This window comes from Sphingomonas sp. CV7422, assembly GCF_027945725.1.
Lineage (GTDB): Bacteria > Pseudomonadota > Alphaproteobacteria > Sphingomonadales > Sphingomonadaceae > Sphingomonas > Sphingomonas kyungheensis.
On sequence record NZ_CP115900.1, the window covers coordinates 2824695 to 2839307 of the forward strand.

A 14613-nucleotide genomic window follows, 5' to 3' on the forward strand; every position below is an offset into this window, starting at 1 on the left:
GACGCGAAGACGCGAAGCCGCGAAGAGCGGGTGCATCCTCTTCGCGGCTTCGCGCCTTCGCGTGACCCAAGTCCAGCCCGGGCCAAACCCGTTCGGACGGCTCACCCTCTCTGCGCCCTCCGCGCCTCTGCGCGCCCCAACGGAGCCTCGGCATGAGTGACCTCGCGCACGAAGCGGAAGCCGCCGGACTGCAGGTCGCGTGGGAGGATGCCGACGGCCGGCAGCATCGCGTCGCCGATACGGTGGTCCGCGCGATCCTCGACACGCTCGATACGCGGACGGACGGCGACGCATTCGTCACCGGTGATATCGGCACGGCGATACGGACAAAATCGAGCCCGGGGGCGGCGCGGCTGACGATCGACGGCGGCGAGACGCGCGATGTCGTCATCGCCGCCGACGGGACGATCCCGGCGATCGATGAGCCGGGCTATCACCGGCTCGAAACGCGCGACGGCCTGGTGACGCTGGCGATCGCGCCGCGGCGATGCGTCGCACCGCCGGCGGGGCATGGCTGGGGTCCGGCGGTGCAGATACCGGCGCTGCGTGGATCGCGCCCCTCGCCGTTCGGCGATCTCGGCGCGCTGGCCGAGGCGGCGCGCGACTTCGCGGCGGCGGGCGCGGATGCGCTCGCGATCAGCCCGACGCATGCCCTCTTTCCTGCCGATGCCGCGCGGTTCAGCCCCTATGCGCCGTCGAGCCGGCTCTATCATCACGCGCTGCTCGCCGATCCGGCGCTCGCCGGGATCGACGGCGCCGGGGAAGCGGGCGGTGCGCTGATCGACTGGACGCAGGCCTGGCCGCACCGGCTCACCCGGTTGCGCGAAGCATTCGACCGGGCGCCGGACGCGATGCGCACCGATTTCGCCACCGCCCGCGCGGCGCATCCCGAATGGGAGGAGCATGCCCGCTTCGACGCGCTGCACGGCCATTTCTTCGCGCAGCGGCGCGCGTGCGGCTGGCAGGACTGGCCCGCCGACTATCACGATCCCGCCGCACCGGCCGTGGCGCGGTTCGTCGCCGACCATAGCGAGACAGTGGCGTTCCACGCCTTCCTGCAATGGCTTGCCGACGCCAGTCTGGCACAGGCGCAGGCGGCGGCACGCGCGGCGGGGATGCAGATCGGCCTGATCGCCGATCTCGCGGTCGGCATGGATGCGGGTGGCAGCCATGCGTGGAGCCGGCGCGGCGACCTGCTCACCGGCCTGTCGATCGGCGCGCCGCCCGATCCACTCGGGCCGCAGGGGCAGAATTGGGGGATCACCGCGCTGTCGCCCTTTGCCTTGCGACGCACGGGCTTCGACGGCTTCATCCGCACGGTCCGCGCCAGCCTGCGCCATGCCGGCGGCCTGCGGATCGATCATGCGCTCGGCCTCAAGCGGCTGTGGGTCATCCCCGAGGGCGGTGCGGCGAGCGATGGTGCCTATCTGGCCATGCCGTTCGACGATCTGCTGCGCCTGCTCGCGCTCGAATCCCATCGTGCCGGCGCGATCGTGATCGGCGAGGATCTCGGCACCGTGCCGCCGGGCTTCCGCGACACGATGGCGGAACGCGGCATGCTCGGCATGCGGGTGTTGCCCTTCGAGCGCGACGAGGACGGCTTCACGCCCGCGCGCGACTGGGATGCGGCGGCGGTGGCGATGACCGGCACGCACGACACCGCGACGCTCGCCGGCTGGTGGACGGGCCGCGACATCACGTGGAACCACAAGCTGCGCCGCGGCGGCGACGACGAACCCGCCGACCGCCTGCGCCGCGTCGGCGAGAAAGCGGCGCTCTGGCGCACCTATCGCGAGACGGGCGTCGCCGAGGGACCGCCGCCGCAGGACGCCGATGCCGCGATCGATGCGGCGATCGCCTTCACCCGGCAGGCACCCTGCCCGCTGACCATCGTGCCGGTCGAGGATCTGGTCGGCATCGCCGAACAGCCCAATCTGCCCGGCACCACCGACGAACATCCCAATTGGCGACGCCGCCTGCCCGACACGACCGCCGGCCTGCTCGCCCGGCCCGAGGTCGCGCGCCGCACCGCCCTCCTCTCAGCCGAGACCCCAGCATGACCGCGCCCCGCCCGCCCCGTGCCACCTACCGGATGCAGTTCCACAAGGACTTCACCTTCGCCGATGCCGAAGCTTTGGTCCCCTATCTCGCCGATCTCGGCATCAGCCACCTCTATGCCTCGCCGATCACCGTCGCGGCCGCCGGGTCGACGCACGGCTATGACGTCATCGACCCGACGCGGATCAACCCCGAACTGGGCGGCGAAGACGCGTTCCGCAGCCTCGTCGCGGCGCTGCACGCGCGCGACATGGGCGTCGTCATCGATATCGTCCCCAACCATATGGGCGTCGCCGGTGGCGGCAATGCCTGGTGGAACGACGTGCTGGCGCGCGGGCCGGACAGTCCGCATGCCCGCGTCTTCGACATCGACTGGTCGCGACCGTTGCTACTGCCGGTGCTCGGCGACACGCTGACCGCGACGATCGCGGCGGGCGATCTGGCGATCGAGGGGCAGCAGGTCGTCGCCTATGGCGAGCATCGCTTTCCGTTGCGCGACGACGTCGCCACCGACGGCGACCTCGCCGAAGTGCTGGCGCAGCAGCATTACCGGCTGGCGAGCTGGCGCGTCGCCAACGACGACCTCAACTGGCGCCGCTTCTTCACCGTCAACGATCTCGCCGGCGTGCGGATCGAGGATCCGGCGGTGTTCGAGGCGACGCACGCCTTGTATTTCCGCCTGTACGCGGAAGGGCTGATCGACGGCGTCCGCGTCGATCATGTCGACGGGCTGACCGATCCGATCGGCTATTGCCGCACGCTGCGTAAGCGCCTCGGCGACGACGCCTATATCGTCATCGAGAAGATCCTCGGCGCGGACGAAGGCCAGCCCGTCGGCTGGGGCGTCGACGGCACCAGCGGCTATGACTTCATGGAACAGGTCGCGACGCTGATCCACGATCCGCTCGGCGCCTTGCCGCTCGAGGAATTGTGGCAGCAGGTCAGCGGCCGCTATCAGGGGTTCGAGGCGGAGGAGTTCGAGGCGCGGCAGGATCTGCTCGCCTGGCAGTTTTCCGGTCAGCTCGACGCCTGCGTCGCCGCCTTCGTGCGGCTCAACCGCGACGAGGCGGTGACCGCGGCGATGCTGCGCCGTGCGATCGAGCGGCTGCTCTGGGTCTTCCCAGTCTATCGCACCTATGGCACCGGTTACGCCGCCGCGCCGCAGGATGCCGCGATCCGCGGGCTGGTGCGCGAACGGGTCGCCTGGCTGATCCCGCCCGGCGAGGCGCATGTCGTCGACCGTATCCTCGCCTGGCTCGCCGGCGACGGGCCCGGCGATGCCGCCGACGCGGTGCGCCGGTTCCAGCAATTGTCCGCGCCGATCGCCGCCAAATCGGTCGAGGACACCGCTTTCTATCGGTCCGGCCGGCTGCTGTCGCGCAACGACGTCGGCTTTGACGCGACGATCCTCGGCGTCCCGGTCGAGGCGTTCCACGCCTTGATGATCGACCGCGCGCGCGAGGTGCCGCAGGCGATGCTGACCACCGCGACGCACGACCACAAACGCGGCGAGGACGTCCGCGCCCGGCTCGCGGTGCTGAGCACCATCCCCGACGTCTGGCGCGCCCGCGTCGAGGCGTGGGAAGCGCTCGCCTGGAGCTGGGGCCATGACGTCGACGGCGGCGACCGCTACATGCTGTTGCAGACGATCGTCGGCGCCTGGCCAGAGGATGGCGCGGACGCGGATTTCGCCGAACGGGTCAAGGCGTGGCAGCAGAAGGCCCTGCGCGAGGCGAAGCTGCGCTCGTCCTGGGAAGCATCCGACGCGGACTATGAGGCGGCGGCGGCGGCGCTGGTCGACCATTACCTCGCCGATCCGCGCTTCTGCGCCGAGGTCGCCGCCTTCGTCGCCGAGATCGCACCCGCCGCGCTCGCCAACACCCTGGCGCAGACCGCGCTGCGGCTGACGCTGCCCGGCGTGCCCGACCTGTATCAGGGGTGCGAGCTCGCCGACCTCAGCCTCGTCGATCCCGACAACCGCCGCCCCGTCGATTACGACCGCCGGCGCGCGCTGCTCGGCAGCGCCGAGGCGCCCGACAAGCTGCGATTGATCGCCGATCTGCTGGCGCTGCGGCGGGCGGAGCCGGCGCTGTTCGCCACGGGCGACTATCGTCCGGCGGAGGTCGAGGGCAGCGACCGCATCCTCGCCTTCAGCCGCAGCGCGGGCGACCGGACGCTGCGCGTCGCGGTGCTGATCCGCGGCACCGAGCGGCCCGTCGCGACGATCCGCTTCGCCGATGGCAGGACGCTGTCAGCGGCCGAAGCGTTCGCCGCGGCAACGATCTGGTATGATATCGACGTTACCGACTGATCGGGTCGGAACAAATGGCAAAGACATCTTTTTGAAGCTATATGCCTGCACATGGTTCGGCAGAAACCAAAGACAGCAAGTTCAGGGAGGACGACAGGGCCGATGCCGCAAGTACGCCGGATCGATTTTTGGGCAAAGGCGATCGCGGCGCGGTCGCCGGCGATGCTGGAACACTTGCAAGGCGTCGCGCGGGCACTTGTCGCGGCGCGACGGGCGATGCGGACGACGCTGCCGCCCGAGTTCGTCAACAATCCGCCGATGGATCTATTGTATACGGTGTTCCTGGCGGACGATCATTGCGCGACGCTACCGCCGCTAATCGCGGCGACCGGCGTTTCCGCGCCGGTGGCGCGGCGATGGATCGACCTGCTGGTCGAGCGTGATCTGGTGTACGAGAGTGCCGGCATGATCCGTCTAACCGATGCCGGGCTGATATTGGTCGCCGAAACCTGTCAGGCGGTCATTGCGTCGCAGACGGGCGTCGATGAGATGAGCTTGAACTGAAGCGCAGCTCGTCCCCGCGCCGGATGACGGTATCGAGCGCCTGTTCGAGCTCCGCCGCCGCCAATGTCTCATCGGCTGCCACGACCAGATCGAGCGCCGCCGCAATCAATTGCCGTGCCTCATCGAGCCGGTCCGCGTTATTCTCTGCCATGCCCAGGATCATGCTCCGAACGAAGGACCTGCCGCCCGGCGTGGGATGCACCATGATCGGAGAAATTCAAACAGGATTCGTATCATCCGGGGGCATTTCATCCCGAGATGATACGGAATCCCATGTGCGATTCGGCGCTGTGGCCGCAACGGCCGAAACTCCATCGCTATTTACTTCGGGCCGTCAAAAGACTTTGGCAAACCGGACGAAAATCGTAGCCTGGGATCAGTGGCCTACCGCCGCCTTCACCGCGTCCGCCGCCTTGCTCAGCAAGCCTTTCTCTGCCTCCTCGGCCTCCGCCTTGGTCCTGAACGCGGCGCCTTCCGGTTCGGCGGGCGGGGCATAGACAGAGAACAGCTTGAGCGGCTCGCCGCCCTTGTTGATGATATTGTGCTGCGCGCCCTTGAGCACGACGACGAGGTGATTGGGCGTCGCCTTGGTGGCATGACCATCGATCACCACCTGCGCCTCGCCCGCGACGATGAAAGTGGTCTGGTCGGCGGGGTGCGTCTCCATGCCGATCTCTTCGCCGGCGGGGATCGCCATCAGCACGATCTGCACCTTGGCATCGCGGTACACTTCCTTCTGCCACAGCTCGTTGCGGCCGGCGAGGTCGATCATGTCCTTGTTGAAGATCGTCATAGCGATGTGCGCTCCCGTTGATACGTGCGCAGGTCTGGACGAACGAGCCCGCCTCGGCGTTCCCCTATCCCGCCGCCGCATCCCACAACCGCTGCCAGAGCCGCAGCAGCGGATGCGCCTCCGGCGACAGCGCCGCCCGGCGCGCGGCATAGGCGCTGGCGAGGAGGCGATGCGCGCGCCGCGCCTTCCGGCAGTCGGCGCGGCGCGCCATGCCGCGGGCATGCTGCTCGCGCCGGCGCAAATATTCGACGTCACGCTCCATGATATTGCGCCTCCTGCTGCAAGCAGATCAGCCTAAGGTGCGTGTGCGTGCCGACAACGACTATTGGTTCCGGAAACGGTATTGAAGCAGCTTCGTAACCCCTCCCGCGATTACTGTCCGGGAAAGCGCCGCCCGTGGGGGAAGCGCCGTGCGTAACCGATAGGGGATAGTGCTCATGTCCGTCGAAGTGATCAGCAAGGCGACCGGTGCGGTCCATCAGGTGGCCGGCAACGATGTCGCGCTCGACGCGCCGAGCATCGTCCGCCTCGATATCGCGCGGACGCAGGTCGCCGCCGTCGACCGGCAGGGCAGCGATCTGGTGGTGCGGCTGGTCGACGGCGGGACGGTGCACGTTGCCAATTTCTACCCGGCGCAGGCGACCACCACCAACGAACTGGTGTTGCGCGAAAACGACGGCCATCTGTGGGTGGCGCGCGGCACGGGCGTGCCGCGCTTTTCGCTGATCGACGATCTCACCGATCTGACCGCGGCAGCGGGCGGCGGCGGATCGGCGCTTGCGCTGCCGGCGACCCTGCTCGGCGGCGCGGCGGCGGCGGGCGGCGTCGTCGCGCTGGCGAGCGGCGGCGGCAGTGATGCGACCGCGGCCGGCAGCGGCACGCCCGACACCGGCACCGGCACCGGCGCGCCCCCCACACCGACGCCGACGCCCACCCCCGACACGACGCCGCCGGCAACCCCGACTGCCACCGTCCGCGCCGATGGCGGCGCGATCAGCGGTCAGGGCGAGGCGGGCGCGACCGTCACCGTACGCGACGCCGCCGGTGCGGTGATCGGCTCCACCACCGTCGCCGCGGACGGCAGCTTCGCCGTGCCCCTCGCCCCGGCGCGGGTCGACAATGAGCGGCTCACCGTCACGCAGAGCGATGCGGCGGGCAATGTCTCGCCCGCGGCGACGATCCAGGCCCCCGACCTCACCGCCCCGGCGACCCCGGTCGCGACGATCGACGCGGCCGGGACGAGCGTCAGCGGTCAGGGCGAGGCCGGCGCGACCGTGACGGTGCGTGATGCGAGCGGCGCGGTGATCGGCAGCACCGTGGTCGCGGCGGACGGCAGCTACAGCGTTCCGCTCACGACGCCGCAGGCGAACGGCGGCGCGGTCACGGTGACGCAGGGCGATGCGGCCGGCAACGTCTCGCCGCCGCTCTCGGTCACCGCGCCCGACGTGACCGCCCCCGCCGCCCCGACGGTGGCGATCGACGGCACCGGCACGGTGGTCAGCGGCACCGGCGAGCCGGGCGCGCGCGTCACCATCAGCGGCGCGGGCGGTACGGCGCTCGCCACCGCGATCGTCGCCGCCGACGGCCGCTATAGCGCAACGCTCTCCGCCCCGCAGGTCAACGGCGAGCGGGTCGATGCGAGCCAGTCGGACGCGGCGGGGAATGGTTCGGGCAGCGCCAGCACCACCGCCCCCGATCTGACCGCACCCGTACAGCCGGTCGCGACCATCTCCGCCGACGGTACGCAGGTGACCGGCACCGGCGAGGCCGGCGCGACGGTCAGCGTCGTCACGGCGGCCGGCACCGTGATCGGCAGCGCGACGGTCGCCGCCGACGGCAGCTTCGCGGTGACGCTGACGCCCGCGCAGGCCAATGGCGAGAGCCTGAGCGTGCGCGAGAGCGACGCCGCGGGCAATCAGGCGCCCCCGCTCGCACTGACCGCGCCCGATCTCACCGCCCCCGCCGCACCGGTGGCGGCGATCGATCCGACCGGCACGACGGTGACCGGCAGAGGCGAGGCCGGCGCGACGATCAGCATCCGCGATGCCGCGGGCAACGAGGTCGGCACCGCGACGGTCGGCGCCAACGGCAGCTATGCCGCGGTGCTGACGGTGCCGCAGATCGACAGCCAGGCGCTGAGCGTGACGCAGAGCGACGCCGCCGGCAACGCCTCGCCCGCGATGCCGCTGACCGCGCCCGACCTGACCGCCCCCGCCGCGCCCACCCTCACCGTCGCCGCGGACGGCGCGAGCGTCAGCGGCAGCGGCGAGCCGGGTGCGACGGTGACCGTGCGTGATCCGGTCGGTACGGTAATCGCGACGGCGACGGTCGCGGCCGACGGCAGCTACAGCGCGCCGCTCACCGTGACGCAGATCGACGGCGAGCAGTTGAGCGCGCGGCAGAGCGATGTCGCGGGCAATCTCTCGCCCGTCACCACCGCCATTGCGCCCGATCTGGTCGCCGACGCACCCCCCGCCGCGCCGAGCGCCACGGTGACGGGGGACGGTAGCGCGGTGACCGGCGTCGCCGGTGCCGGTGCGGCGATCGCCCTCTATGACGCCGATGGCCGCGTCATCGCCACCGGCACCGCCGCCGCCGATGGCAGCTACACCGTCGCGCTGACCCCGGCGCGGCTCGACGGCGAGACGATCCGCGTCACCCAGGCGGATGCCGTCGGCGCGGTGTCGCCGCCGGCGACCGCGATCGCGCCCGACCTCACCGCTCCCGCCGCGCCGACCGCGACGCTCGATGCGACGGGCACGCTGGTCACCGGCACCGCGGAGGCAGGTGCGACCGTCACCGTCCGCGATGCCGCCGGCGTTGCGCTCGGCAGCGCGGTGGCGACCAGCGCCGGCAGCTATGCGGTGACGCTGACCACGCCACAGGCGAACGGCGGCACGCTCGCGGTCACGCAGGCGGATGGTGCGAACAACGTCTCGCCCGCCACCAGCATCGCCGTGCCCGACACCACCGCCCCCGCCGCGCCGAGCGCGCTCGTTGCCGGCGACGGTCTCACCGTCAGCGGGAGTGGCGAGGTCGGCGCGACCGTCACGGTGCGCGACGCGGTGGGCAATCCGCTCGGCAGCGCGACCGTCGCCGCGGACGGCCGCTATACCGTCACGCTGACCACGCCGCAGGGCAATGGCGAGACCGTGACCGTCGCGCAGGCGGACGGCGCGGGCAATCCGTCACCTGCCACCGCCGCGGTCGCGCCCGATTTCACCGCGCCGCTCGCACCGACCGCGACCGTCGCGGCGGGCGGCACCCTCGTCACCGGCAGCGGCGAAGCCGGCGCGACCGTGACGATCACCGCCGCCGACGGCAGCGTCCTCGGCACCGGCGTCGTCGCCGGCAACGGCAGCTACAGCGTGACGCTGGCGACGCCGCAGATCGCCAGCGAGCCGCTCACCGCGGTGCAGGCCGACGCCAGCGGCAACGTCTCGCCCGCGACCGGCTTCCTCGCGCCCGATCTCGCCGCGCCCGCCGCGCCCGCGGCTACGCTGGACGCAACCGGCAGCATTGTCACCGGCACCGGCGAGATCGGCGCGACCGTCACCGTCCGCGATGCGGCGGGCGTGGTGCTCGGCAGCGCGACGGTGACCGCGCAAGGCTATGCGATCACGCTGACGACGCCGCAGATCGACAGCCAGGCGCTGAGCGTGACGCAGAGCGATGCCGCCGGCAACGCCTCGCCCGCGACGCCGCTGACCGCGCCCGACCTCACCGCCCCCGCTGCACCCACCGGCAGCGTCGCGGGCGACGGGCTGACGCTGAGCGGCACCGGCGAGGCCGGCGCGACCGTGGCGGTGCGCAGCCCGGTCGGACTGGAGATCGGCAGCGCGACCGTCGCCGCCGACGGCAGCTATACCGTGCAGCTCGCGACCCGGCAGGCGGACGGCGAGGTGCTGACCGTCCGGCAGAGCGACGCGGCCGGCAATGTCTCGCCGGTGATCAGCGCGGTCGCGCCCGATCTCAATCCGGCGACCCTGCCCCCGCCGCCCTTGGCCGAGGTCGCCCCGGATGGCACGGCGGTGGCCGGACGCGGCGTCGGAGCCGCGACGATCACCGTCTATGACGCCGCCGGTACGGTGATCGCCACCGGCACCGCCGCCGCCGACGGCAGCTACAGCGTCACGCTCAGCCCCGCGCGGGTCGACCATGAGACGCTGTACGTCACCCAGACCGATATCGTCGGCGCCTCCGCTCCGACGCAGACGATTGCCCCCGACCTCACCGCACCGGCGGCGCCGACCGCGACGCTCGATGCGACCGGTGCGATCGTCACCGGCAGCGGCGAGCCCGGCGCGGCGATCGTCGTCCGGGACGTCGCGGGCAATCCGCTCGGCACCGCCATCGTCTCGAGCGCCGGCGGCTATGCGGTGACGCTGGCGACCGCGCAGACCAACGGCGAGCTGCTGAGCGTGACTCAGGCCGATCCGACCGGCAATGTCTCGCCGCCGATCGGACTGGTCGCGGGCGACACCACCGCACCGCTCGCCCCAATGGCGAGCGTCAGCGGCGACGGCGCCTTCGTCAACGGCAGCGGCGAGCCCGGCACGATGGTGATGGTCCGCGATGCCGGCGGAACCCTGCTCGGCACCGCGACGGTGGCGACGAACGGCAGCTTCTCCGTCGCGCTCACCCCGACGCAGCTGAACGGCGAGACGGTGCGCGTGACGCTGTCCGATGCGAGCGGCAACGTCTCGCCGTCGGTGACCGCGCCCGCGCCCGACGTCACCGCCCCCGCTGCGCCGGGCCTCGCGGTCAATCCCGACGGGACGGTGGTGACCGGCACCGGCGAGCCCGGCGCGGTCGTGACGATCGCCGCCGGCACCACGCCGCTCGGCTCCGCCACCGTCGCTGCGGACGGCAGCTATACGGTGACGCTGAGCGCGCAGCAGAACAACGGCGGCACGCTGAGCGCGACGCAGGCGGATGCGGCGGGCAATGTCTCGCCCGCCGCCACCGTCACCGCGCCCGACCTGATCGCCCCGGCCGCGCCGACCGCGGGGGTCTCGGCCGACGGCCTGTTCGTCACCGGTACCGGCGAGCCCGGCGCGCGAATCACCGTCACCGATGCGACAGGATCGCCGCTCGGCGTGGCCGTGGTCACCGACGCCGGCAGCTATAGCGTGACGCTGACCAGCCCGCAGGCGAATGGCGAGCGGCTGATTGCGACGCAGACCGACGGCGGCGGCAACGTCTCGCCGCCGGTGGCCGCCTTCGCCCCCGACATCACCGCGCCCGCCGCACCGACGCTGATCGTCGCCGCGGACGGCGCCAGCGCTGGCGGCATCGCCGAGGCCGGGGCGAGCGTCACCGTAACCGGACCGAACTTCACCGCGACGGTCACCGCCGACGCCAATGGCGTCTACAGCGTCGCGATCGATCCGGCGCGGCTCGACGGCGAGACCTTCACCGCGGTGCAGACCGATGCCGCGCTCAACAGCTCGCTGCCGACGAGCGCGCAGGCGCCCGATCTCCTCGCCCTCGCGCCGACCGCGACGATCGCCGCCGACGGCGCGAGCATCTCCGGCACCGGCGAGGTCGGCGCGACGGTTACCGTCACCGCCGCCGGCACGGCGACCGTGCTCGGCACCACGACGGTGGCGGCGGACGGCAGCTACACGATCGCGCTGACCCCGGCACAGGTCGACGGCGAGCCGCTCACCGTCTCCCAAACCGACGTGTCGAACAACGTCTCGCCGGGTATCGCGCTGACCGCGCCCGACCTGTTCGCGCCGCCGGCGCCGAGCGCGACGGTGTCCCTCGACGGCACCACCGTCTCCGGCATCGCCGAGGCAGGCGCGACGGTGACCGTCACCGCGCCGGACGGCGATGTCCTCGGGCGTGCGACCGCCGCGGCGGACGGCAGCTACAGCGTCACGCTCACGCCCGCCCAGGGCAATGGCGAACTGCTCGCCGCCACCGCGAGCGACGGCGGCGGCACCTCCGCCGCGACGGCGGTCACCGCGCCCGACTTCACCGCACCGGACGCACCGAGCGCGAGCGTCACCGGCGACGGCCAGTTCGTCATCGGCACCGGTGAGGCGGGCGCGACCGTCACCGTCCTTGCCGCCGACGGCACGCCGCTCGGCAGCGGCGTAGTCACGGCGACCGGCAGCTATGCCGTGCAGCTCGCCACGCCGCAGGTGAATGGCGAACTGCTCACCGTCCGGCAGACCGATGCCGCGACCAACACGTCGCCGACGGTGCAGGCGGCGGCCCCCGACCTCGCCACCACGGTCGCGCTGACCGCGAGCGTGACCGCAGACGGGGTGGCGGTGACCGGCACCGCCGCCGCCGATGCGGCGATCGTCGTAATGCTCAACGGAGTGACGGTCGGCACCGGCACCGCCGATGGCACCGGCGCCTATTCGGTGACGCTGACCGTTCCGCAGCGCAACGGCGAACTGCTCGACGTCACCCAGTCGGTCGGCGGCGGGACGCCCTCGACGCCGGTGCTGGCGATCGCGCCCGACCTCACCGCCCCCGCCGCGCCGACCGCGAGCGTGATCGGCGGCGGCACGCAGGTGATCGGCACCGGCGAGGCCGGCGCACGCGTCTCGATCCGCTCCGCCGCCGGGGTCGAGATCGGCAGCGCGATCGTCGCCGTTTCCGGCAGTTACGTCGCCGAGCTGACGACGCCCCAGCGCAATGGCGAATCGCTGACCGCGGTGCAGACCGATCCGGCGAACAACCCCTCGCCGGCGGTGGCGCTGGTCGCGCCCGACATCACCGCACCGCTTGCACCGACCGCCCTCGCGGTCAGCGCGGCCGGCACGACGCTGACCGGCGTCGGCGAGAGCGGCGCACGCGTCTCGGTCCGCAGCGGCACGACGCTGCTCGGCGAGGCGACGGTGGCGAACGACGGCAGTTTCACCGTGGCGCTGACCGCGGCGCAGCTGACCGGCGCGACGCTGACGGTGACGCAGGCGGACCCCGCCGGCAACGTCTCCCCCACCGCCTCGGTCATCGCTCCGTTCGATATCCAGGCGTTCGACAATGCGGCCAATGCGACCATCGACCTGCTTCCCGTCGTCGCCGCGGCGCCCACGCCGATCGGCAGCGTCACCTATGGCGCGCTGCTGTCCGCAGGGGCGCTCAACCTGCAGGCCGAGGCGCTTGGCGAGGCGAATATCCGCTTCACCGTCGCACAGGGGCATAACCTCGCCGCCACCTTCACCTATGACTCGGCGATCAGCATCGGGGCGACGAGCGGCTACAGCGTCGTCGTGCAACGGTTCGACGGCACGCAATGGGTCGCCGTCAACGGCGCATCGGGCGGGTCGCTGCTCGAACTCGGCCTGCTCAACGGCGATCTCACTGCGGCGCAGACGCTCGCACCCGGCGAATATCGCGCCTTCGTCACCTATCAGAGCGGGCTCGGCGTCGGTGCCGGCGTGCTCGGCAGCCTGTCGGTGAGCGGCGTCGACATCGACTATACCGATGTCGGCGGCGTCCGCCCGGTGGCGGTGACGGGGAACGTCGTCAGCGATGCCGGGCCCACCGGCGCGGTGGATGTCGTCGCCCCCGGCACGACGATCACCCAGGTGACCAACGGCACGACGGTGACCGACGTCACCGCCAACGGCACGGTCGTCGCCGGCCAATGGGGCACGCTCGTCATCAATCTCGACGGCAGCTACAGCTACACGCCATCGACCAGCGCCACCGCGATCGGCCATACCGACGTCTTCGCCTATACGCTGCTCGATCCGAGCGACGGCGAACGCGAGACCGCCAATCTGTCGATCACGATCGGCAGCGGCGCGATCAGCGGACCGCCGGTGGTGACGGCGGACGTCGCGATCGCCCCGGTGACCTATCAGAACGTCGTCGAGGTGACCGCGCCGGTCGCATCGACCAGCTTCACGGCGACGCCCTTGGTGCAGCTGCCGCTGGCGCCGATCGCAGTCGGGGCGCACGGCGAGGGAACGGGGGCGTTCGTCATCAATCCCGCAACCAAGGCCAACATCACGCTCAGCGCCACCTCGACCAGCGCGCTGTCGGTCGCGCCGACCTATACGCTGACGCTGACCAACACCGATACCAATGCGACGACGACGGTGCGGCAACTGGCGCTGCTCGGCGGCACGGCGTCGACCAGCTTCGCGCTTAACGACCTGCCCGCCGGCCATTACAGCTACCGGCTGGCGGCGGACAGCACGGTCAGCACCAGCTTCGGCACCAATGTGACGCTGGGACGCACGACGACCTTGCTCGACAGCCATGTCGTCGTCAGTCCGGCGGCGGTCGAGGGCAACCTCCTCGCCAACGACAATGCCCACAGCGATTTCATCGCGGTGCGAGTCGGCAGCGGCGCCGCGGCGACGACGCTGACCGAGGTCGGCGAGACGCCGGTGACGCTGACCGGCGCGCACGGCACGCTGACCGTCAACGAGGTCGGCCATTACGTCTACCAGCCGAGCGCATCGCTCGCCTATTCGACGACCGACCTCAGCGACACTTTCACCTATCAGCTCGTACAGCCCAACGGCAGTGTCGCGACCACGACTCTGACGGTGACGATCGACGTCCCCGGCGACAATGCGTCGGCGGCGGTCCATTATGCGATCGCGCCGGTGCAAAGTATCGAACCCGATGTGGTGTCGATCGATACGACAATGATTGCAAATGACAGCCACACTGTCGCGCTCGACGGCCATACCGCCACGGCCGCGACGGGGGCGGACAGCAGCGTCGCCACCGCGCAGAGCCTCGCCACCTATGACCTGTTCGAAGGGCAAGGCGACATCGGCATCGTCCTCTCACGCTACCTCGATACGCATGTGTCGGGCAGCACGACCCAGACGACAACGACCGACACGACGATCGCCGCTGCCCCCGCGTCGGTCGCCGATCCGCTCGACTATCTCGCCACGCCGGACGATCCGACCCATCATCAGTCAGTCGTCAATCATGTTATATAAGCAATCCAAAGTGC

7 protein-coding genes are annotated in these 14613 nt (G+C 71.4%); 4 read left to right on the forward strand and 3 right to left on the reverse strand.

The window, feature by feature from the left end:
• Nucleotides 1-152: 152 nt before the first annotated feature.
• The 3 genes from malQ to PBN85_RS13415 are packed head-to-tail and all read left to right on the forward strand — an operon-like array spanning nt 153 to nt 4873.
• The gene (gene malQ, locus PBN85_RS13405; RefSeq protein WP_271299310.1) at nt 153-2060 is read left to right on the forward strand and encodes a 4-alpha-glucanotransferase; all 1908 of its coding nucleotides are present in this window, start codon (nt 153-155) and stop codon (nt 2058-2060) included.
• Nucleotides 2057-4369, forward strand: a complete 2313-nt coding sequence (gene treY / locus PBN85_RS13410) for a malto-oligosyltrehalose synthase (protein ID WP_271299311.1) — start codon at nt 2057-2059, stop codon at nt 4367-4369. The genes malQ and treY overlap by 4 nt, the downstream gene beginning before the upstream one ends.
• 51 nt (nt 4370-4420) lie before the next feature.
• Nucleotides 4421-4873, forward strand: a complete 453-nt coding sequence (locus tag PBN85_RS13415; protein WP_271299312.1) for a hypothetical protein — start codon at nt 4421-4423, stop codon at nt 4871-4873.
• Here the strand turns inward: PBN85_RS13415 and PBN85_RS13420 are convergent.
• The 3 genes from PBN85_RS13420 to PBN85_RS13430 all read right to left on the reverse strand — a co-directional run bounded on the left by PBN85_RS13420 (nt 4830) and on the right by PBN85_RS13430 (nt 5928).
• The gene (locus PBN85_RS13420; protein ID WP_271299313.1) at nt 4830-5036 is read right to left on the reverse strand and encodes a hypothetical protein; all 207 of its coding nucleotides are present in this window, start codon (nt 5034-5036) and stop codon (nt 4830-4832) included. The genes PBN85_RS13415 and PBN85_RS13420 overlap by 44 nt on opposite strands.
• Nucleotides 5037-5249: 213 nt before the next feature.
• A complete protein-coding gene (locus PBN85_RS13425; protein ID WP_271299314.1) occupies nt 5250-5666 on the reverse strand; it encodes a cupin domain-containing protein in 417 nt (138 codons plus the stop codon).
• Nucleotides 5667-5730: 64 nt separating this feature from the next.
• Entirely contained in the window at nt 5731-5928 is a 198-nt protein-coding gene (locus tag PBN85_RS13430) for a hypothetical protein (RefSeq protein WP_271299315.1), read from the reverse strand.
• Nucleotides 5929-6103: 175 nt separating this feature from the next.
• Here PBN85_RS13430 and PBN85_RS13435 point away from each other — a divergent pair, with 175 nt between their 5' ends.
• Nucleotides 6104-14599 carry a BapA/Bap/LapF family large adhesin gene (locus PBN85_RS13435; protein ID WP_271299316.1) on the forward strand — a complete coding sequence of 2832 codons (8496 nt, stop codon included), beginning with the start codon at nt 6104-6106 and terminating at the stop codon, nt 14597-14599.
• Nucleotides 14600-14613: the final 14 nt, after the last annotated feature.